Below are 20,833 nucleotides of genomic sequence, written 5' to 3' on the forward strand. Positions count from 1 at the left end.
TCTGCCGGCGTTTCTGCCGCCGACCTTTACTATATTACCACACCGCCAAACCGTTGTCAACAACGTTTTTACTGGTTTTTAGTGGCAATTTGCGTCTTTCTTTTCTGTCTGTTTTTCCGCTTCGTTACCGAGGCAGGAATTTCATTCTACCATGTATATCTTTCAGAGTCAACTGGAAGTTTAAGGCTTTTTGTCTGTTTTCCTGTGCTGTTTGCGACAGGAATCTTATCTTAACATTTTTAACCCACCATTGCAACTGGTAAGTTGAACCAATATGTAATATTCCATGCAGACTTGAGATTCTGCCTGCTTATTATCGTGGTTCCTTCTTCCTGTACTACTTCGATTCCAAGGGCATCATTGATTTTTCCCGGCGGAGAGTCAGTAATTCCTTCCAATGAGGGCACTCTGATTTCCTTATATAAAGAGATATTATTTATCATTAAGCCATTTTTTTCGAAGTCCTCTAAAAATAATGGACTAATATCGCTTAGTAAAACAAATACTAAAACAAATGCCGTCAGTTTATTATTTCACGTTTCTTCATTATATACATCCAAATATGTATTTTGCAAAAATCAATTTAATTGGCAGTTCAAATACAAATTTATAAACCCTTATTTTGTTCAAGGGAAGCAATATCATCATACTTTTCCTTCACTTTTTACAAGTCTTCCCCAAAAAGTCTTTTTCTACATTCGTCTCTGAACAAAGCTGCCGGATGTTAGATTGGGGCAACTGACAGCTCATCCATCGCAAGCATAGCCATATCCCTTACTATGTATATTGCAGTAGCAATTATAATATACTATATGCTTTGCTCTATTTATATAGTTTTTATTATAAAACGATTTCTGTCTTTCTGGGTACTTTAAAAAAAAGACCATTGATTTCTCAATAGTCTACTTCAATATCATTTTATCCCTTAATTTAATACTCTCACCCTTATGAGTAATCTCCAGTTCTGTGCCCTCAATAAGCTCATATGTAGTTCCTGCACTGTTTATCGTAAGCTTAATCAACCGCCCCCGGTAGCTTATCTTGAAGCTGTATTCCTCCCAGTCAGGATAAATATACGGCTGGAACCCCAGTATATCATCGTGGACCTGCATCCCGGCAAATCCGTTCACTATGCACATCCAGCTGCCTGCCATATTAGCTGTATGAACCCCATGATGGGTGTTGCCCTGATAATCGTCCAAATCCATTCTTGCCGTTTTTATAAAATAATCATATGCTTTTTCGTGGTATCCTATATCATTGGCTACTATACTGAATATACATGCCGATAGAGAAGAATCGTGGGTAGTGACTTTTTCATAGTAGTCATAGTCCTTCCTTTTCTGCTCCAGGCTGAACTTTTGTCCTAGGAGAAACAATGCCAATACTACGTCTGCCTGTTTGCAGACCTGATGCCTGTATATGACCAGCGGATGATAGTGCAAAAGCAGAGGATAGTTTTCTTTGGGTATGTTTTCAAAATCCCATACCTCTTTATCCAAAAAAGTGTCGTCCTGCGCGTGTATTCCATGCTTTTCACTATATGGTGTGTACATATTGTCAGCAGCTTTTTTCCATAGGACTATCTCATCCGGTTCAAGTCCTATAGCTGATACAAGCCTTTCATAATCCGCCTCATGGTCCTTCTTCATCCAGACTGCAGTCCTATAGGCATATTCTAGATTTTCCTTTGTCATAAGATTAGTATAGAAATTGTTGTTTACTATAGCTGTATACTCATCAGGGCCGGTGACGCAGTTTATGCAGAACTTGCCATCCTTCTCACTGTTGAAGAAACCCAGATCCGCCCACAGCCTGGCTGTTTCAAATAATATTTCCGCTCCGTAGAGCAGCACAAACTCTTCATCTTGGGTGACTTCTACATATTTCTTTATCGCATAGGCTATATCCGCATTTATATGATACTGGGCAGTACCTGCCGGAAAATATCCCGAACATTCCTCTCCATTAATTGTTCTCCATGGATAGAGAGCTCCCTTGCTATGGGACATTTCTCTTGCTCTGGCTCTAGCCTTATCCAGGGTGCTGTACCTGTATTCCAGAAGCTTCCTGCTTATTTCAGGTCTGCTGTATAAAAATGCCGGTATCACATACATCTCAGAATCCCAGAAATAATGGCCTTCATAGCCTTCCCCTGTAAGTCCCTTGGCACACATATTGGTCTTTCCGTCTCTTCCCACTGACTGGAGAAGGTGGAATAGGTTAAACCTAATAGCTTGCTGTAATGCGATATCCCCTTTTATTTCTACATCTGACTTATACCAATAATCCGACAAAAACTCATACTGCTCCTCAATTAACCTGCTATGGCCTTGATTGACTGCACTTTCCAATGCTTTTAAGGCATGATCCAGTATGCTTTTCTGACTTCCACAGGAGGCCTCGTAAGCGATGTATTTTGTATAGTCTATAGCTTTGCCTTTTTGACCTGCCACATGGTATTGAAATCCGACCGTGTCTTCATTGATATAGCTTCCAGTACCGTAAAAGCACTCTGTTTTTATTTCGCCTCTAGCTGCACATGCAACAGTTATCTCCGTCTTTCTTGTCTTCTGCAGAAGAACAGCCGTGTCAGCATTTACCGTTGCATCAACAGTATAGAACGCACCTTCCTCTATTCCCAACCCAATCCTCGGATCCTTTTCTGCTAAAGAATCTTTCATATTCCCGTCAACTTCTGAGATGATTTCTATTTTACCGTCAAAGTTTATAGGAATAACCTTATATTTAACAACGGCTATGTTCTTTCTTTGAAGGCATACCATTCTTTCAGTTTCCAGCCTAATCTGCTTTCCCTTTGGCGACTGCCATATAAGACTCCTCTTCAATATGCCTTCCTTCATGTTAATTGAACGCTTGTATTCCAGAATATTTCCCGTTTGCATATTGAATGTCTCATCATCCAGGTTCAGGACAATTTTCTTGCCATTAGCAGCATTAATCATAGTCTGACTTTTCTCAGGAAAACCATATGCTATTTCACCATATCTGATGATCCCTTCTTCATATACGCCATTTAAGAATGTTCCTTCAGCCCCTAGCTTTGCATCATCTTCAAGCCCCTCTTCAAAAGTCCCCCTGATTCCGATAAATCCATTTCCCGTCGAAAAAATTGTTTCACTGTGGAAGTTTCTTTCAGGGCTAAAGCTGTCTTCAATAATTTCCCATTCATCAAGCCTATAGCATGGCTTAAGTTCTACGACCTCCGATTTCATGTTGTAAGCCCCTTTCTGATATGCACAGCATCTAACACATAATGCTGGTGAAATATAAAATTCCTATTCCTTAACTGCTCCAGAGGTTAAGCCGGATACTATCTGCTTCTGGAATAACAGTACAATGATCAGTGTAGGTATTGTTACTATAACCGTAGCAGCAGTAACATCTCCCCACAGTATAGTAAACTGTGTCCTCAAGAAAGATATCGCTACAGGTACAGTATGGTAGGCTCTATTAGTATTCAATGTGACTGTAAGCAGGAACTCGTTCCACGCTGCTATAAATACGATTATAGCAGTTGTGAAAATCCCCGGTGCTGCCAGTCTGAATACTATTTTTGACAGTATCTGCATTGATGTGGCCCCATCAATTGTAGCCGCTTCCTCCAATGAAATTGGAATCTTGTTAAAATGCGTGACCAAAATGAAAAGAGCAACTGGTAAAGTAATTGTAGAATATGGCAGAACAACAAAATAGCTATTTGTCATATTGAACTTCATAAACAAGTTATAAATCGGACCTACAATTACCATCTGGGGGAACATAGAAACTGCCAATATTATACCAAGCAGCAAATTCTTTCCTCTGAACTTGAACCTTGTAATTGCATATGCTGCCAGGGATGCAACTAATATCACGTATAGCGTGGTTAAACTTGCGACTATAAAGCTGTTCATCATTGACCTGATTAAACCGTTTTGCAAGACATTTATATAATTCTCCAATGTCGGATTTGCTGATATTATTCTGAAAGCCCCATCCCCGAATATCTCCTGTGTTGGTTTGAAAGAGGCTGCGAGAACCCAAATAAATGGAAAAACAATTACAACCAAATATAATGAAACAAATATGAACACCGGGGAAATAGTCTTGCTTGATTTCTTATCCATCTCAATACCTCCTAATCCCTTTCCATCACATTTGCACCGAGTATTTTTATATAGAAGGCCGCAATTAATGCAACACACAAAACCATGAGTATGACGACAATTGATCCATAACCAAAATTAGACTGCTCAAACATCGTCTTAAAAGCATAGATGGACATGGTTTCTGTTGAACCGCCCGGGCCACCGCTTGTAAGAACATAGATAAGGTCGAACACTCTGAAGGCATCCAGTGTCCTCATTAGCAGGGCAACCAGTATTGTAGGCTTCAGAAGAGGAAGGGTAATTTTGAAGAAGGTATTGAATACACCGGATCCGTCAACCTTAGCGCTTTCATATACAGCTCCCGGAATAGTCTGAAAACCCGCCAGTATAAGAAGTGCCATATATGGGGTGGTCTTCCATACATCTGCAGAGATTGCAGATGCCATTGCTCCGCCGCCGGACAACAGTAAATCCTTCGAGTCCCTGACTAAATGAAGGCTCTGCAGCATATAAGCCACTATACCGCTGCTCCCGTCGTACAAATAACTCCATATAAGGGCAGCCACAGTAGTCGGTATTGCCCACGGTATCAAGGAAACGGCACGAATAAGTCCTTGACCCCTCATCGCTCTATTCATGATGATGGCAAGCCCCAGTCCTAGGACAAGCTCAATTGCAACAGATATAACCGTGAATACCGTCGTATTCTTCAATGCAATCTGGATTCTTTCATCCTTAAGCGCATTATAATAGCCCTGCAGCCCGATAAAATTCGAACGCACATAACTCTTGCTCATATCTTCCATAATCATTTGAAGATTCTCCCTGTCAGGAAAATCAAAGTTCTGAACAAAATAATCGGCTTCAGTTATTAATTTATCATAATTACTCCTGATCTGCTTTTTAAGCTCTCCACTCAATTCGATGAAACCCGATTTATCGGCAAGAAGCTGCTTAAATTCATTGACATCAATGATAACTTCATCCACTTTCCCTTGAGCATCCTCCGGGAAGCTTTCACGATTCATATCAATAAACATGCTGACATAATCCAGATTTTCATTAAACAAGTCGACATTAAATTTCTCCCGCGTTGAAAGCTGGGATTTCTGCTGATCACTTAACTGATAATCGAAAAAAGAATAATTGATAATTTTGAAAATAGGCCATAATGAGAATATTGCTATAAGAATAATTGCTGGCAGAATAAAGAGCGCTTCCTTAAACCCCATCCTTTTCATCCGACCACTCCCCCGAAAAAGATTTATCAAAGAAATTGGGCTCCAGTATTACTTGAGCCCAATTTCTTTATCGTTCTAATATATATGTTCTGTGTACTACTTTAATGCATTCTGTACTGCCTTAACAGTTGTATTCAGATCCTGTCCTCCGGATAGATATTTATGTACATTTACCTGGATTGCATCAGATGTCTTTGAGTACTGAGCCGAAACAGGTCTCGAAATTGTTGTTTTAACTGCGTTTTTGAAGCCTTCAATCTTCAGCATAGGATTTACATCAAGTACTCTCGAGTCATTCAATAATACGTTATAGCCAGGCAAATAGCCGCCCTTTCTGGACATAATCATCTGACCGGTCCAGCCTGCTGCATATTTCATGAATTCAAATGCGCCTGCAGCATTCTTGGAGTTCTTGTTGATACCAAGCACCCATCCGCCGACTGTGCTTCCCTTTGGAAGAGGAGCGATACCAACCTGTGCCGGTTTAACGGATTCAGTCAACATAGAGTACATGTACGGCCAGTTTCTTGCAAATACGGATTTGCCGTTTATAAATGAGTTATGTGTTTCTGCTTCATTGTAGTTCAGTATGTTCTTTGGTGCAATACCGGAAGTTGAAAAGAACTTCATAGTTTCAAGTCCACCCCTGATATCGGTGAAACCGCCTGTGAACTCAGCAACATTGCAGGTAAGACCTTCATACTGTCTTGCCTGATAAACAATGCCGTCCGTTGTTCCACCCTTGCCCTTATACTTCTTAGCCATAGCAGCCAAGTCTTTGTGGGTATATTTTCCTGAAACAAGCTTAGCAGCATCTTCCTTGCTGACGATGTCGGAACGGAAATAAAGCATCCCTAAATCTGGGAAAAATGGAAGTGTGTACTGTTTGCCCATGTAGGTTCCGGCTGCCATTGAGCCTGAATTAAATTGAGTTTTCTTTAAGCTGGCAGCATACATATCCTTATCGAGGGGATTCAGGTAGCCAGCTGCTGCAAATTCACCAGCCCAAACAACGTCCATTGCGATAACATCATACTCGCTGGATTTTGCCGATAAGGAAGTCATTAATTGAGTTTTCATTTGCGTAGAATCGTTGGTCATCTGTACCCATTCTACTTTGTATTTGCTCTGGGTTCTGTTGAATTCATCGATAAGAACCTGTGTAGCCGGTGTATTGTCTGTCTGGACTGCCCACTTGATAACAATCTTTTCATCCGCAGCACTAACGCCGATACCGCTGAAAGACATGAAAATCATAAGACCTGCTACTAATAACGCGATTTTCCTTTTCATTTATTTCCCTCCTAAAAAGTTTTCCTAAATACATATTAAAACAAGCAGGATATTAAATATACCAAAATATTAACATTTATGTTAAAATATTAATATCGTCAATATTCAGAATATGACAAATTAAATTCATTATTCAAAGCACTGGAGGTTTATTATGGGGGAGCTTAAAAGTACAAAAGAGAAACTCAGGACCTTCCACCAGGCAACCCTTGTGCCTGTTAGTCTGCTTGAAAACAACAAAAGCATATATTCTTTACCTGAGAAAATCAACTATATAAACAATATAATAAAAGATGCATACCAAATTGAAGATATGCTCACCGTACCTGACACTTCCAATTATGATAGAATCAAGTCCTATTATTATAAAAACATTTATGACGAGTGCTTCATTATTTTGCATATAAAAGAAAGCTATCAGGTAATTGCCGGTCCCATCATAAATGAAAAAGTTCATGAGGGTATAATTAATAATATAATAAGGCTCAATAAATTGCCAATAAAAATCAAGAATAAGCTTGTAAATTACTTCGAGAGTCTACTGATAATAGATACAAACAGGTGTTATTACTGTGGAAAGCTGTTGGAATATTTGTTCGGTGGTATGCTTGAAGGAGACCCGAGGGCTGAATATCCCAAGGAGCGCATATTTATTTCAGATGAGTATTTCACCGAAATGATTAAAAACAGAGAAACACTATTCCATCACCCCCCGCACTTCCTGGAGCAGGAATTACTGCTAAAAATTAAATCCGGCAATTTAAATGATTCCATGACAGTTCTTAGTGAAATAAACTCCCTAAAACGGACAAGATTATCAAAGGATGCCCTACGATCAGTAAAAAACTCACTGATTTGTTCTGTTACCTTATTCACCAGAGCAGCAATAGAAGGTGGGGTAATGCCTGAAGCAGCTTTTACACTGAGTGACTCCATAATACTCGCCATTGAAGAAATGAACAGCCTGCCGGAATTGATGGAATATGAGTACACCGCTGCTGAACAATATGTGCAAATAGTCCAGGATTTATCCAAAAGCAAGTACTCTAACATAATACAGCAGGCCATCTCCTATATATATAAGAATCTCACAAATAAACTTACTCTACAGCAAATAGCTGATGCAATTTATGTACATCCCAATTATCTATCAACTCTATTCAAGAGAGAAGTTGGGGTTAACCTACTTGATTATATTATTAAGACGAGAGTCGATGAGTCAAAATACTATATAAGATATACAAATACCAAGATCTCAGATATTGCAGTATTTTATCAATTCTGCAATCAAAGCTACTTTACACAGGTTTTTAAAAAATTTGTCGGCCGTACGCCCAATGATTATAGAGTAAAGTACAATCAGCAAAATGAATAATAATACATAACGCATATGCGCTTATGTTACCTTAATGTAAAATCACAAAACTTAAATTATTTCCTTATAAAATTTCTGCGATATTTTTAGAAGTATTCATAATTGAAAATACTATGAAATTATTCTATAATCTTCCTAATAGTTGCAATATGCGCTCTTTAGGAGGTTATATGAGTTTAATAAAAGGCTGTATATTTGATCTGGATGGGGTAATTGTTGATACCGCCAAATACCACTATCTTGCATGGAAAAGACTTTCTGATGAACTTGGCTTTGAATTCTCCCAAAAAGATAACGAAAGACTCAAAGGAGTCAGTAGAATGGCATGTATGGAAATACTTATTGAAATAGGGGGTCTGTCACTTTCCGAAGCGGAAAAGCATTCATATGCAGACAAAAAAAATGGATGGTACGTAGAATACATTTCCGATATAGGTGAAGAGGAAGTACTTCCAGGCGCAAGGGATTTCATTACGAGACTTAAAGCTGCCGGCATAAAAATCGCTCTAGGCTCTGCCAGCAAGAATGCCGGGATTATACTGAAGAGCCTGAAGCTCACAGAATACTTTGATGCTATCATAGACGGCAATAAGGTATCCAAGGCAAAGCCCGACCCTGAGGTATTCCTGCTTGGGGCACAGGAGCTTGGACTGCCTCCTGAAAACTGTGTTGTCTTCGAGGATGCAAAAGCAGGGGTTGAAGCCGCTAGAAGAGCAGGTATGAAGTGCATAGGGATTGGCACAAGTCCTGAGCTCTCAGACGCCGATATAATGATTCCCGGATTTGAAAATGTTGATTTGAATATATTAAATTTATAACAGCAAAAAGTGTCTCCCTCAAAACCGAGGAAGACACTTTTTTATTAAGGATTAAAATATAAGATACATTACTATACCAGCTGCTATTAGAGCATATCCAAACAGTTCAGTTAGAATATAGTTAAAGGATATAAGCCTTTTGTTATCAACATATATGTGCCTGCATTGGAAATATGGTCTATGTCCTCTTTTATACCAACCTACGACCTTTACATCCTTTTCCTTCAACTCTTCCACTCTAGCAAGGCTGAATATTATTTCAAAAATCCTGTGAGGCTGCCTATAGTCAATAAGCATTATAGCAGTACCATCATCAATAACAAGGTCTTCACTGAAGAAATATCCTGGTATACCCCGCCCAATTACCTTACCCTCTATAACTGCAGGTATCCCTTTCACCGGTGATGCATCTTCATTAGAAAGCAGCTCCTTCAGCTTATACTCCTGATAATCCTTGCCATAAGAGTAATAAAACTTTATTAGCAACGCTGCACCTAACAATATCATATATAAAGGTTCCTGCTTTGCTACACTTATGATTGTGGAGTAAAATCCATCTTCAATTATTCTGATCCTGTTGGTGAAATAGATAATTGCGCCAGAAATCCAAGGAAGCAGTCCGATTGCTGCCTCCAGCAGAAACTTCAGTACATCTGATGCGGTTACTGCATATTCACCGGAAGACTTACCCTCCAGGGCCAGTATTCTCTTGGCTGTAAGCGGATGGGTTGAGTTCAGCTCATACCATCTGCCCCAGATATTCTTCATATCCCATCCAATAAGCTTCTCTTCCAGGTTATTTGAAGTCAAATTTTTATACTGGGTTAATACGAAGCCCTCGTTCTGGATATGGTTTGCGATCCCGATTGTCGCAACCTTTCTGCCTTTTTTCTCCTCCATTGAAGTATATCCGTATGCGATCTTAATCAGGGCATTCTTCAAAGGCTCGCCATTATTCAGAATATCCTTGGAGAAACTATCCGCATAATACTCTCTTATTCTGGAAAAGGACAGTGCGAAGAATTGGCTGAATATATAAGCAGCATATGCGCCTATTCCAACCCAGTATGCCGGCTTTGATTTATCACTTCTATGGGTCCATGTGTAAACCTGATACATGATCATTGGTATCAGCGAAACCATCATCATTACAATAAAGTCATTGTGCTTTATATGTCCCAGTTCATGAGCTATTACCGCCTCAAGTTCTTCCTGAGATAACTTCTCAATCAAGCCCTGAGTAAGTATGAGCTTTGCATACCCACTGAAATAACCATAGGTAAACGCATTTGGATTGCCGTCCTTAATTATGCCTATTTGTGGTTTTCTTATATTGATGTTTTTACAGGTATCTTCTATAAACTGCCAGGTTTCATCCGTAAGTCCGTAATATCCATCCATAAATTCAATTTTATACAGAATAGGTATAATCAGAGGACTTAACAGATACTGCAGCAACACAACAATCACAGCAGCTGAAAGCGCGTAGCTTAAAGGCATGTCAAAGTACCACAACAGGCCTGTAACCACCGCAAACAGAAATCCAAACATCAAAGTAAGTGTTATTACCGCTTTTTTCATTAAAGAACCGTAATTATAATCCATCACTTGACCTCCTGTCAAATATAGCTTCAACAACTCACACCTATTATATTATACTATATTTTACAGTATTTGTAACTTCCTACTTCTGCCCATATTTCTCCAAGGTGCTTTTTCTTAATGATTTGCATTCTTCTTCCGGAATCAACTTCATCACACCTATTTGCCTTGCATAAAAAGCGATTTTAGCTCCTTCTTCAACTACAACTGAGTTTGCAAAAGCTGTTTCTATATCTTGGCCTACTGCAAGCACTCCATGGTTTGCAAGGAGAATTGCATGGCGATCCTTAAGTCGTATGGCAGCCGTTTCAGCAAGCTCAAGAGAACCCATAGGCTTATATACCGCACACTCTACCGGTCCTCCGATAAGTGCTGCAAGCTCTGCAACAACTACAGGTATGCTCTCATTACAAGCAGCCCATGCAGTAGCAAATACCGAATGTGTATGGGATACTCCGAACACATCGCTTCTTCTCCTGTATACAGCACAATGCAAAGGAGTTTCAATAGATGGTTTCCTCTCACCTTCTGTCACATTGCCGTCTACGTCCATTACGACTATATCTGAAGGTGTCAGTTTATCATATTCCATTCCGCTCGGTGTGATGCACATATATCCTGTCTCTCTATCCCTTGCACTGAAATTGCCCATAGTAAGGGGAATAAGTTTTTCTTTTTGCGCTTTTAATGCAATATCTATTACCCTTTGTCTAAGCTCTTTAAGTAACATCAGTAAAACCTCCCCAGTCCTATTTTCATTCTATTTTTTAAACATCCTGTTATACAGCCAGTGTCTCTTAATATCCACAGCCTTCTTAGGACATAGCTCATGACAGCAGAAGCATCTGATACATTTGCTCAAATCAGGAACAGGCTTGCCGCTGCTCATATCAATTATTCCGGGAGGGCAGCTTCTTTTGCAGTCTCCACAAGATACGCAAAGGTCATAATTAAATTCTGGTTTTGGCCTTAAATTGTTCAGCAGGAATTTTTCAAACACTTTAGGGACTCTGCCGCCTACGAAGTTTACATTTACTGAGCTAGGAAGTTTAAATGGAGCAAGCTTTATTTCGTCGAGCTGTACACCTTTTATCTGAACATCACCCAATTCACCGCTGAACAGGTTCCTCTGCCTTGCCGCCCTTATTGTGGGCACAATCATAGGCTCCATTCCGATTATGCTTGAAGCCACCGTGTCAAGAGCATAAGGACTATCTGAAGCCAGGATAAGCCCCACATGTCTTTTCTCCCCGGCAGAAGGTCCATCTCCTTCCATTCCGTCAACACCGTCAATAATCGAAAAAACCGGCTTCACTGCTTCGCAGATATCCACCAGATGATCAGCAAAGTTATCTACACTATTTAGTCTTAAATGGTAGTCCGCTTTTACAAGTCCTGGTATTACACCAAAAAGATTCTTCACTGCACCGGTATACGTCATCATTCCATGAGTTTTCAGCTTTGCGGCAGATACTACAAAATCAACCTCCCTGGCTATTTTTATAATCTGCATGCTCTTAAGCCGTTTAGCATCAGGGTTGGATATCTCAAGTACCTCAGTATTAAAGTTAAGCTCGCAGCCTGTTCGCAGAGCAACCTCAAACATACCGGCTGCCTTATAAACAGATTTCAAATTCCACTCAGTGAAGGGTCCCCCGGGGCTGTCACCGATAATAACCTTGCAGCCAAGCTCCTGTAGATATCTCACTATGGCTTCCACTACCATAGGATGAGTAGTGACCGCATCGTCAGGACTTTTCCTCATAAGGAGATTTGTCTTTACCAGCACTCTGGAGCCTTTTGTTATCTTAAGTCTTATTGCATCAATACCTTCAAGGACTTCATAAACTACTTTTTTTACATTTTCAAATTCATAGTTCCCGCATCTTACGATGTTTACTGTATTCATCTCTACACCTCTAATATAAGAATCATTTCCCATAACATCCCATAATATTATACCCACAATTATATCATAAATTTTAGTTAATGAATAAAGGAACCGAATGTCCGGTTCCTTTACATAAACTTTTCTTTTTTTATAAAACCTCTTAACCTGAGCAAATCCTGCAAATATACATCCTTCAATGACCTGTTGTAAATAATACTGGCTGGGTGATACAAGGGAAACAGCACAAACTCCGCACCTGCAAATCTTACGCTGATTTCTGCGCCATGCATCATACCAATTGTGGCCTTATCATCCTTTAGTATACACCGGAGTGCAATATTCCCAAGGCTTACAACTAGTCTTGGCTTGATTGCAGACAGCTCATGCTCTATGAAATCTGTGGATATCCTTACTTCTTCCTTAGTCGGAGGCCTGTTGGACTCCCGTCCCGTCTCCGAATTTATCCTAAAAGGCCTGAACTTTACAACGTTAGTTATATATAAATCCTCGCGTAGAATGCCAAGTGTGTTTATGAACTCCTCCAGATTCTTCCCCGCCTGCCCCACAAAAGGCTTGCCCTGCTCAATCTCAGTCTTGCCGGGAGCTTCGCCTACCAGTACGATTTTCGAATCCACATTGCCATTGCCAAATACCAGAGGTACTTCACCCCTAAAATATTCATGCAATTTACCCTGGTACAATTGATTTATGCCATCAAGCTCCTGCCTTTTCAAATGTCATCCCTGCTTTCCGCGGTTTTGAAGTTTATTTTGAAAAAATTAATGGACACGCCAATAAGTACAAGCAGCATTCCTATCACAGTTTTTAGGTTCAGATTTTCGCCCAGAAAAGCCACTGCAAGCATCGATGCTATTACCGGTTTTAAAAAGAATACCATGGCCCCCTTGCTTGCTGTCAAAATTCTCAATGCTTCCATATAGGTTATATAAGCTACTCCGGAAAGAAACACTCCTGCGTAGAGTATTTTTAAAAAAGCTCCTTGCGGAATATAAAACAAAGGAATTCCGTTCATCAGCAGTATAGGCACATATAACAAGCTACCAAAAATAGAGGAGAGACAAATCATAGTAATGCTGCTTATCCCTTCTGACTTTAGTTTCCCTAATACAGTATAAAGCCCAAAGGTAAGTGATGCTATGATCCCAAGAGTTAGGCTTATGGCAGTATCGCCCCCTACATTTCCTTTATAGATAATTAGGATGATCCCCACCATACCCAGAAGTATGCATGCTATCCTCTCAAAAGTTACCTTCTCTTTCAGCAAAAATGATGAAAATAGTAGAACAAATATTGGGTTTGAGCTTATCAGTATGGCTGCTGTCGAAGCCTTTCCCATGCTGATGGCCAGTTGCAGGCTTCCCATGCTTATAAGTATATTTAGTATTCCCAAACCTAAAAAAAATAATAAATCCTTGGCCTGCATCTTTTCTTTTCTTTTGATTACCATGGGCAGCAACACTATGCCCCCTATAAGAAATCTCAAAAATGTCAGCTGCAGTGGATTTACTATACCTTTTAGTGTGCTGGTGACCACCTCTAATGTGCTAAAAAGTAATACTGTTATTCCCAGTAATACATAACCCTTATACTTCATTTTTATCCCCCAAAGCAGAATTTAAGTGCTTATTAACACAACATATTTATAAATAATTCAAAGTGTTAATAACGCACTTCCTTAATGTATGCCCTGCTGCTAGAACCGGATTCTGTTACAGGGCATTATATCACTAATATACTTATGCATTTTTCTGAAGCTTTTGCAATAAAATCTTCTATTATTTGAGGGCTTAAATATTTATATTCCCTATCCAGATGCAAAGGCTCCCCACAATAAAAATCCACTATGCGGTTTTTACATGAATATATGTAGTCTGAATCAAATTCAAAAAAGAAATTTACTATCCCGTCAAAACTTTTTAGCTGTTCCACAAGTTTTGAGCCATTCTCCCTGAGATACTCAAAATCAAGTGAATGCATTTCTTCCCTTATAAAATCCACAAAATTCTTATCAGGATTCTCTACTTCACTTTCATAGCTTTTCTGAAATGGTTTGAAGCACTCTTCAAGCCAGAGCTTATCCGTTATCAAATGAAAGTAATAACCCCATAAGAAAGATCTTGTACTATCAGATCTTGTCATAATTTTTTCAGGCACCAGGTAGTTGCCGAAAAATAGTGCCTCATCCATATCTGCAACGCTGCCATCCTTCTGATACCTATAGTGAGTAATATCTTTCGAAGGAGTATAGTTCCTCTGGCTTTCATCCGGAACACCAGAATCCGGTGCAATGCTGCCAATTATTAAATACGGAAAATCAATTTCCGATACCTTTTGCTTTATCATTTCTGCAACTCTCAAATGTGTAAGCCATGAAGCCATATATTAGCACCCTCTCTTTGCGTCCCTTAGTATTATTATTCGACAAATAAAAACAATTATCTATATAAATACTAACACAAAACACCTTAATATAGAATACATAATGTGTAAATTGTCTGGGTAAAAAAATAGCAGCCACCCCAGGCAGAATTGTGTCCGAGGTGGCTGCACCATGTATTCTAATATTACTCTTCCTTAAACTATCAGCCCAGGAATTAAGAATGGCAAATAGATATATAAAAAGAATATCACAATCAAGCCAATCAGATAAGGTACCACTGCTTTGGCTATTTTCTCTATCGGCATTCCTGTGATGCTTGAAGCGACAAATAAATTGATCGCCACAGGCGGTGTAATCATGCCGATAGAAATACCCACTGTAAATATAATTCCGAAGTGCACCAAATTGATACCCAGCATGCTTACCAACGGCAGGAACACCGGCGTAAGCAAGATAACCGCTGAAGAGGTTTCCATAAAAACGCCCGCAATTAATATAATTACAGCAATCAAGAATAATATAATGTATTTGTCAGTGGAGATAGAAAGTATCCCCTGTGCCACTGCCTCCGGTATCTTCCAGTTGGCAAGCACCCATCCAAACACACCGCTGCATGCGATAATAATCATGATGATAGCAGAAGTCTTTGCACTGTTCAACATGATTTTTCCTAATTCCTTCAGGGTAAGGTCACGGTACAGGAACATGGAAACCAGCATTGAATATACTACTGCTACTGCCGCGGCCTCAGAAGGTGTGAAATATCCTGAGAATATGCCGCCTAGAATAATAAGAGGCATCATAAGACCCCATATGGCCTGTTTGAAGGTTGTCCAAACATTCTTCCATGAGAATGCTATACCATTGGGATAGTTGTATTTGTATGCCTGGTACAAAGAAATGGCAATCAAAACGCCTCCCATCATAAAACCAGGCAAGAACCCGTTTTTAAATAGCTGTGTCACGCTCTGATCGGCAATAACCGCATAAAGCACCATAGGTACTGATGGTGGTATTACAACACCGATGCAGCCTGCTGATGCAATAAGTGCAGCGGAGGAGTCCTCATTATACCCACGTTTCTTTAACTCAGGTATAAGCGTAGCACCTACAGCAGCAGTAGTTGCCGCTCCCGATCCGGAGATAGCCGCAAAGAACATGCCGGCTACAACCGAAACCACCGAGAGACCGCCTCTTACCTTACCGAGAAGCGACTCTGCAAAGGTTACCAGCTTCTGTGACATGGCACCACGCGCAAGTAAGTCACCAGCAAGTATGAAAAAAGGCACTGCAACCAGCGGGAAGGAGTCTGTGGCAGCAAACAAACGCTGCACTATAATAAGCAGGTTCACATCTCCTTTAACCAATACTGTAACACCAGCAATTGCAATGGCAAAGGCAATTGGTATTCCTAAAGCAAGTCCGATTATGAAAACTGAAAACAGTAATGCCGTCATTGTTCCGCCACCTTCTTTTCAACAAAAATCAGAGCTATTGCATTAATCGCATGCAACAGCATCACTCCACTTCCAACGGGTATCGCCATGTACATATAACGCATGGGTATGCGCAATGCCGCCGAAAGTTGAGTACCCTGCCTTCCCATATACTTGAAACCATAATACACCGCTATCACAAAAAATGCGCCGCACAGCAGATGTACCAGCACCTGTGCTGCCTTTCGCAGCTTTTTCGGCAGCAGGTCTTGAATTACTGTCACCGAAATGTGCCCACCCTTTTTATATACACAGCCTGCACCGATAAAAGTTGACCATACCAGCAAGTAACGTGTAATTTCTTCACTCCATGAAAGAGCACTGAAGAACACACGGCATATTATTTGCATGGATGTAGCCAGCACCATCCCGCCAATCAGCACCACCAAAATGACGCTGCACACTTTATCCACCATATCGCTCAACTTATTGATTGCTTTCACTGCCCCCATAAAAGGCACCCCCTTTAATGGTTATTTATTTGAGAGCTGCTTCGATCCTTGTAAGATATTCCTTGTACTGAGGATACTTATCATAAACACCTGTAACAGCTGTTCTGAAGCTCTCCAAATCCGGCTCTTTGACTATTTCCATGCCGTTTGCTTCCAGATCAGCCATTTGTTTTTCTTCATTATCTGCAACCCACTGACGTTCATATTCGGCAGCCTCCTGTGCTGAATCGACGAATATCTGCTGCACATCGGCGGGTAAGCCACTGAATTTATCAAGACTCATGGTTATCAATGCAGCTGCATAGGCGTGACGAGTCATAGTAACAAATTTTTGAGATTCCCAAAGCTTGAAAGAATGGATAACATTAATCGGGTTTTCCTGCCCTTGGATGGTGCCCTGCTGCAGAGCGGTCAGTGCCTCAGACCATGCCATTGGCACTGTGTTGACGCCAAGGGATTCAAAGGTTGATATATATACATCGTTTTCCATTACACGAACCTTTAAGCCTTTTATATCTGCTGCTTTTTCAACAGGTCGAACGCTGTTGGTCAGGTTACGAAAGCCCCTTTCAGCATAAGCAAGGCCCTTGAGCTGTGCAGACTCAAGCTTACTAAGCAGTTCTTTACCTATTTCACCATCAAGGACTTTATATACACCTTCATTGCTGCTAAACAGGAAAGGCATGTCTAAAACACCCATCTCAGGTGCAAAGTTCACAAAAGGGCCGCTGGTGATGATGCCCATATCCAGAGTACCCATCTGCATGCTCTCCAGCATGGTTCTCTCATCGCCCAACGCACCATTTGGGTAGATTTCAATTTTGTAGGCGTTTTTGGTACGATCTGCCACTAATTCGGCAAACTTCTCAGCCGCAATTTGGAAGCTGTCCTGTTCATTAACAGTTGTACCTAACTTGATGACAACTGCTTCAGCAGGTGCAGCAGCAGGTGCCTCAGCGGCAGGTGCAGCAGCGGGAGCCACCTTTTCTCCACAAGCCGTCAGGCTGAATACCATAATAAGAGTCATTGCGATAAGCATAATGCGATTCAGTTTTTTCATATTCTTCTCCTCCTCAAATATATTTATATTCTACATGCAGTCGAACGGGGCGGGGAAACAGAATTACTAACAATTTTATTTCTCAGTTTACTCTTCGAATATTGCACCAGTGTTAGCGGATGTTACCATCTTACGGTAGCGCTTGAGATATCCGTTTGGCACAGGCTTCTCTAACGGTATAAAGTTAGACTTTCGCACAGCAATGGTTTCCTCATCCACCATTAGTTCCAGCTTATTGTTGGGAATGTCGATACTTATGATATCGCCTTCCTCTATAATTCCAATCAAGCCGCCGGCAGCAGCCTCAGGGGATATGTGACCAATGGATGCACCTTTTGATGCACCGGAGAATCTGCCATCTGTAATCAAGGCTACACTGCTATCAAGTCCCATACCTGCGATTGCCGAAGTAGGTGTAAGCATTTCACGCATACCCGGGCCGCCTTTAGGACCTTCGTAACGAACAACGATAACATCTCCGGCTACTATCTTGCCTGACATAATAGCGGCCATGCATTCCTCTTCACTGTTATATACTCTGGCAGGACCACTGTGCACCATCATTTCCGGCAGCACGGCACCCTTCTTTACAACAGCACCATCCGGTGCAATATTACCCCAGAGTATTGCCAGTCCACCATCCTGTGAATATGCGTTTTCACGGTTTCTAATGACATTCGAATCTTCAACATGAGCATCCTTGATATTCTCAGCCATAGTCTTTGCTGTTACAGTCATGCAGTTGTTACGGAGCAATCCATATTCGTCAAGCTCCTTAAGCACTGCAGGAAGTCCTCCTGCCTGCCAGAGATCCATCAGAGTGTCCGGACCTGCAGGGCTGAGCTTTACCAGCTGTGGAGTTGCCTTGCTTACCTTGTTGAAATCATTCAGGTTGATACTAATACCGGCAGAATGTGCTATTGCAGGTAGATGCAGTGCGGTATTTGTTGAACAGCCCAGAGCCATGTCAGCTGTCAGAGCATTGTGCAGTGAATCAGCAGTAACTATATCGCGAGGGCAAATATTCTTTTCCAACAGCTCCATTATCTTCATGCCTGCTTCCTTGGCAAGACGAATACGAGCGGCATTTACTGCTGGTATGGTACCATTTCCAGGCAAGCCTAAACCTATGACCTCAGTCATGCAGTTCATGGAATTGGCTGTGAACATTCCTGCACAAGAGCCGCAGCCCGGGCAGGAATAGTCTTCAATTTCCTTTGCCTGATTCGCATCCATCTTACATGCGCCTGCTGCACCAACAGCTTCAAACGCATTGGAAACTGTCATCTTTTTACCTTTGTAGAAGCCTGGCATCATAGGACCACCGCTGACGAAAATACTTGGGATATTGAGTCTGAGTGCACCCATAATCATCCCCGGTACAATTTTATCGCAATTTGGGATAAATACCAGTGCATCAAAGGGATGGGCCATTGCCATGATTTCCACAGAGTCAGCAATATGCTCCCTGCTTATCAGTGAATATTTCATACCCTCATGTCCCATTGCTATCCCATCACAAACTCCGATGGCCGGAAATACGAATGGTGTTCCTCCTGCTATTCTTACTCCAGCCTTGACAGCCTCAGCTATGTCGTCCAGACGCAGATGACCGGGAATAATGTCGTTCTGGGAGTTTACAATTCCAATCATAGGTCTCCGAATTTCTTCATCTGTCAATCCCAGAGCCTTGAACAGTGATCTGTGCGCGATTCTTTCAATCCCTACCTTCATTTGATCACTTCTCATTTTCTTTCCTCCATTTCATGTTAATATAATTCCATGTTTTTTCTATTTCTCAGTAAAATAAGTGTTGTATGATGTCCTAATGATTTAATAAAGTTACAATTGATTTTTAATGAAATATTTGCAAACGTTGTATGATGTCTTTATTGAATTTTATTCTCTTTTAAGAGAATTGTCAATATTTTTATGAATTTTCGCATAAAGAGATACTACCTCTTAACCAAACCAAAACTAAATACTGTATTTTGGAAATTTATGTGGTATAATGTCTATGTACTTGAATTGGAGAAAAGGAGAAATAAAATGTCTAACGGTTTTATTCCAATTTCGCAAAACATTGCAAATCAAATCAGTGATATGATTTTTCTAGAAAAAAGATTTCAGCCCAACGACAAGCTTCCTAATGAGAATCACCTGGCCGAAGAGCTGGGTGTCAGCCGAACAACAATACGCGAGGCAGTGAAGACGCTTGTTGCAAACGGCATATTGACAATAGAACGAGGACGTGGCACATTTGTTACTGCGCAACCGGGCGCTCAAAGTGATCCCTTTGGCATTTCTTATTTAGAAGATAAGAAGAAGCTGGTGCATAACTGGTTTGAGATGCGCCTGATATTGGAGCCTGCAAATGTCCGTCTTGTAGTGGAGCGTGCAAGCGACGAGGAAGTTAGAGAAATTATTGCTTATGAACAGGAAACTGCGGAGCTGTTACTTGCCGGTAAACCATTTGCAGCGGCAGACCAGCGATTCCATGCGGCTATTGCAAAGGCTACGCACAACAGTGTTATTGAACTGATGCTACCGGCTATTGAAGCCTCAATAAGCGATGCCATTAATACTGCGGTATATGTAGGAACACATAAGCGTGCTGCCGATAATGCTTTGTGCAACCATCGTAATATCGCCCGTTTTATTGAGCAGCGAGATGCCGATGGTGCAGCACTTGCCATGTATTGTCATATAAAACGAGGAATTACAGATATGGGTTGTTAGTGATAATAGCATTTACGCAGCAAGCACTGGAATATATAACTTAGTTTGCGTAACGGATAAATAAAAATACGATATGATTTCTCATATCGTATTTTTTATTTACCCGGCAGCGATCAAGTCTTTAACAAACTGCCCATAAGCATCACTGCGCAGAACAGCTTTCCTTAATATATCGAAGTCAACAAGCGAAGCTTGTTGCCAACGGGTAAAAGAAAAGAACAACAGTTTTCGCTGTTGTTCTTTTCTTTTACCCGGCGGCGATCTACTCTCCCAGGACCCTGCGGTCCAAGTACCATCGACACTGGAGAGCTTAACTTCTGTGTTCGGGATGGGAACAGGTGTGACCTCTCCGT

At 40.8% G+C, this 20,833-nt stretch carries 19 protein-coding genes and 1 rRNA gene; 4 read left to right on the top strand and 16 right to left on the bottom strand.

The window, feature by feature from the left end; all coding sequences use genetic code 11:
- Positions 1-234: hypothetical protein (locus tag VEB00_14175; protein ID HYF84164.1), on the top strand; the 234-nt coding region annotated here is incomplete at its 5' end.
- 5 nt (positions 235-239) lie between these two features.
- Here the strand turns inward: VEB00_14175 and VEB00_14180 are convergent.
- The 5 genes from VEB00_14180 to VEB00_14200 all read right to left on the bottom strand — a co-directional run bounded on the left by VEB00_14180 (position 240) and on the right by VEB00_14200 (position 6,646).
- A complete protein-coding gene (locus VEB00_14180) occupies positions 240-398 on the bottom strand; it encodes a hypothetical protein (GenBank protein ID HYF84165.1) in 159 nt (52 codons plus the stop codon).
- 504 nt (positions 399-902) lie between these two features.
- On the bottom strand, positions 903-3,236 hold the full coding sequence (locus VEB00_14185; protein HYF84166.1) for a glycosyl hydrolase family 65 protein: 2,334 nt from the start codon (positions 3,234-3,236) through the stop codon (positions 903-905).
- A 63-nt stretch (positions 3,237-3,299) separates the two neighbouring features.
- Positions 3,300-4,130 (bottom strand): carbohydrate ABC transporter permease, encoded by an 831-nt coding sequence (locus VEB00_14190; protein ID HYF84167.1) that lies wholly within the window; start codon positions 4,128-4,130, stop codon positions 3,300-3,302.
- 11 nt (positions 4,131-4,141) lie between these two features.
- Positions 4,142-5,353, bottom strand: coding sequence for a sugar ABC transporter permease (locus tag VEB00_14195; protein ID HYF84168.1), 1,212 nt, complete (start codon positions 5,351-5,353; stop codon positions 4,142-4,144).
- Between the two features lie 96 nt (positions 5,354-5,449).
- Positions 5,450-6,646 carry an extracellular solute-binding protein gene (locus VEB00_14200; protein HYF84169.1) on the bottom strand — a complete coding sequence of 399 codons (1,197 nt, stop codon included), beginning with the start codon at positions 6,644-6,646 and terminating at the stop codon, positions 5,450-5,452.
- 154 nt (positions 6,647-6,800) lie between these two features.
- Here VEB00_14200 and VEB00_14205 point away from each other — a divergent pair, with 154 nt between their 5' ends.
- Positions 6,801-8,021: an AraC family transcriptional regulator gene (locus VEB00_14205; GenBank protein ID HYF84170.1), complete on the top strand. Its 1,221-nt coding sequence runs from the start codon at positions 6,801-6,803 to the stop codon at positions 8,019-8,021.
- 170 nt (positions 8,022-8,191) lie between these two features.
- Positions 8,192-8,839, top strand: a complete 648-nt coding sequence (gene pgmB / locus VEB00_14210; protein ID HYF84171.1) for a beta-phosphoglucomutase — start codon at positions 8,192-8,194, stop codon at positions 8,837-8,839.
- Positions 8,840-8,890: 51 nt separating this feature from the next.
- On the opposite strand, the gene VEB00_14215 is transcribed toward pgmB, so the two are convergent.
- From VEB00_14215 to ilvD, 10 genes are all read right to left on the bottom strand, one after another.
- A complete protein-coding gene (locus VEB00_14215) occupies positions 8,891-10,444 on the bottom strand; it encodes a zinc metalloprotease HtpX (GenBank protein HYF84172.1) in 1,554 nt (517 codons plus the stop codon).
- A gap of 79 nt (positions 10,445-10,523) precedes the next feature.
- Positions 10,524-11,171 carry a class II aldolase/adducin family protein gene (locus VEB00_14220; protein HYF84173.1) on the bottom strand — a complete coding sequence of 216 codons (648 nt, stop codon included), beginning with the start codon at positions 11,169-11,171 and terminating at the stop codon, positions 10,524-10,526.
- Between the two features lie 30 nt (positions 11,172-11,201).
- On the bottom strand, positions 11,202-12,350 hold the full coding sequence (locus tag VEB00_14225; protein HYF84174.1) for a DUF362 domain-containing protein: 1,149 nt from the start codon (positions 12,348-12,350) through the stop codon (positions 11,202-11,204).
- 110 nt (positions 12,351-12,460) lie between these two features.
- On the bottom strand, positions 12,461-13,066 hold the full coding sequence (locus tag VEB00_14230) for a uracil-DNA glycosylase (protein HYF84175.1): 606 nt from the start codon (positions 13,064-13,066) through the stop codon (positions 12,461-12,463).
- Positions 13,063-13,947 (bottom strand): DMT family transporter, encoded by an 885-nt coding sequence (locus VEB00_14235; protein HYF84176.1) that lies wholly within the window; start codon positions 13,945-13,947, stop codon positions 13,063-13,065. The genes VEB00_14230 and VEB00_14235 overlap by 4 nt, the downstream gene beginning before the upstream one ends.
- A gap of 125 nt (positions 13,948-14,072) precedes the next feature.
- Positions 14,073-14,732 (bottom strand): hypothetical protein, encoded by a 660-nt coding sequence (locus VEB00_14240; protein HYF84177.1) that lies wholly within the window; start codon positions 14,730-14,732, stop codon positions 14,073-14,075.
- Between the two features lie 195 nt (positions 14,733-14,927).
- Complete coding sequence (locus VEB00_14245) at positions 14,928-16,190, bottom strand: TRAP transporter large permease (protein HYF84178.1); 1,263 nt, start codon at positions 16,188-16,190, stop codon at positions 14,928-14,930.
- Positions 16,187-16,681, bottom strand: coding sequence for a TRAP transporter small permease (locus VEB00_14250; protein HYF84179.1), 495 nt, complete (start codon positions 16,679-16,681; stop codon positions 16,187-16,189). The genes VEB00_14245 and VEB00_14250 overlap by 4 nt, the downstream gene beginning before the upstream one ends.
- 25 nt (positions 16,682-16,706) lie before the next feature.
- Positions 16,707-17,741 carry a TRAP transporter substrate-binding protein gene (locus tag VEB00_14255; GenBank protein ID HYF84180.1) on the bottom strand — a complete coding sequence of 345 codons (1,035 nt, stop codon included), beginning with the start codon at positions 17,739-17,741 and terminating at the stop codon, positions 16,707-16,709.
- Between the two features lie 87 nt (positions 17,742-17,828).
- Positions 17,829-19,490, bottom strand: coding sequence for a dihydroxy-acid dehydratase (gene ilvD / locus VEB00_14260; protein ID HYF84181.1), 1,662 nt, complete (start codon positions 19,488-19,490; stop codon positions 17,829-17,831).
- Between the two features lie 300 nt (positions 19,491-19,790).
- On the opposite strand from ilvD, the gene VEB00_14265 reads away from it, so the two are divergent.
- Positions 19,791-20,480 (top strand): FadR/GntR family transcriptional regulator, encoded by a 690-nt coding sequence (locus VEB00_14265; protein HYF84182.1) that lies wholly within the window; start codon positions 19,791-19,793, stop codon positions 20,478-20,480.
- A gap of 249 nt (positions 20,481-20,729) precedes the next feature.
- On the opposite strand, the gene rrf is transcribed toward VEB00_14265, so the two are convergent.
- Positions 20,730-20,833: ribosomal RNA gene (rrf, locus tag VEB00_14270) — 5S ribosomal RNA — on the bottom strand; the annotation flags it as partial.

The organism is Clostridia bacterium (genome assembly GCA_035628995.1).
Taxonomy (GTDB): domain Bacteria; phylum Bacillota; class Clostridia; order Lutisporales; family Lutisporaceae; genus BRH-c25.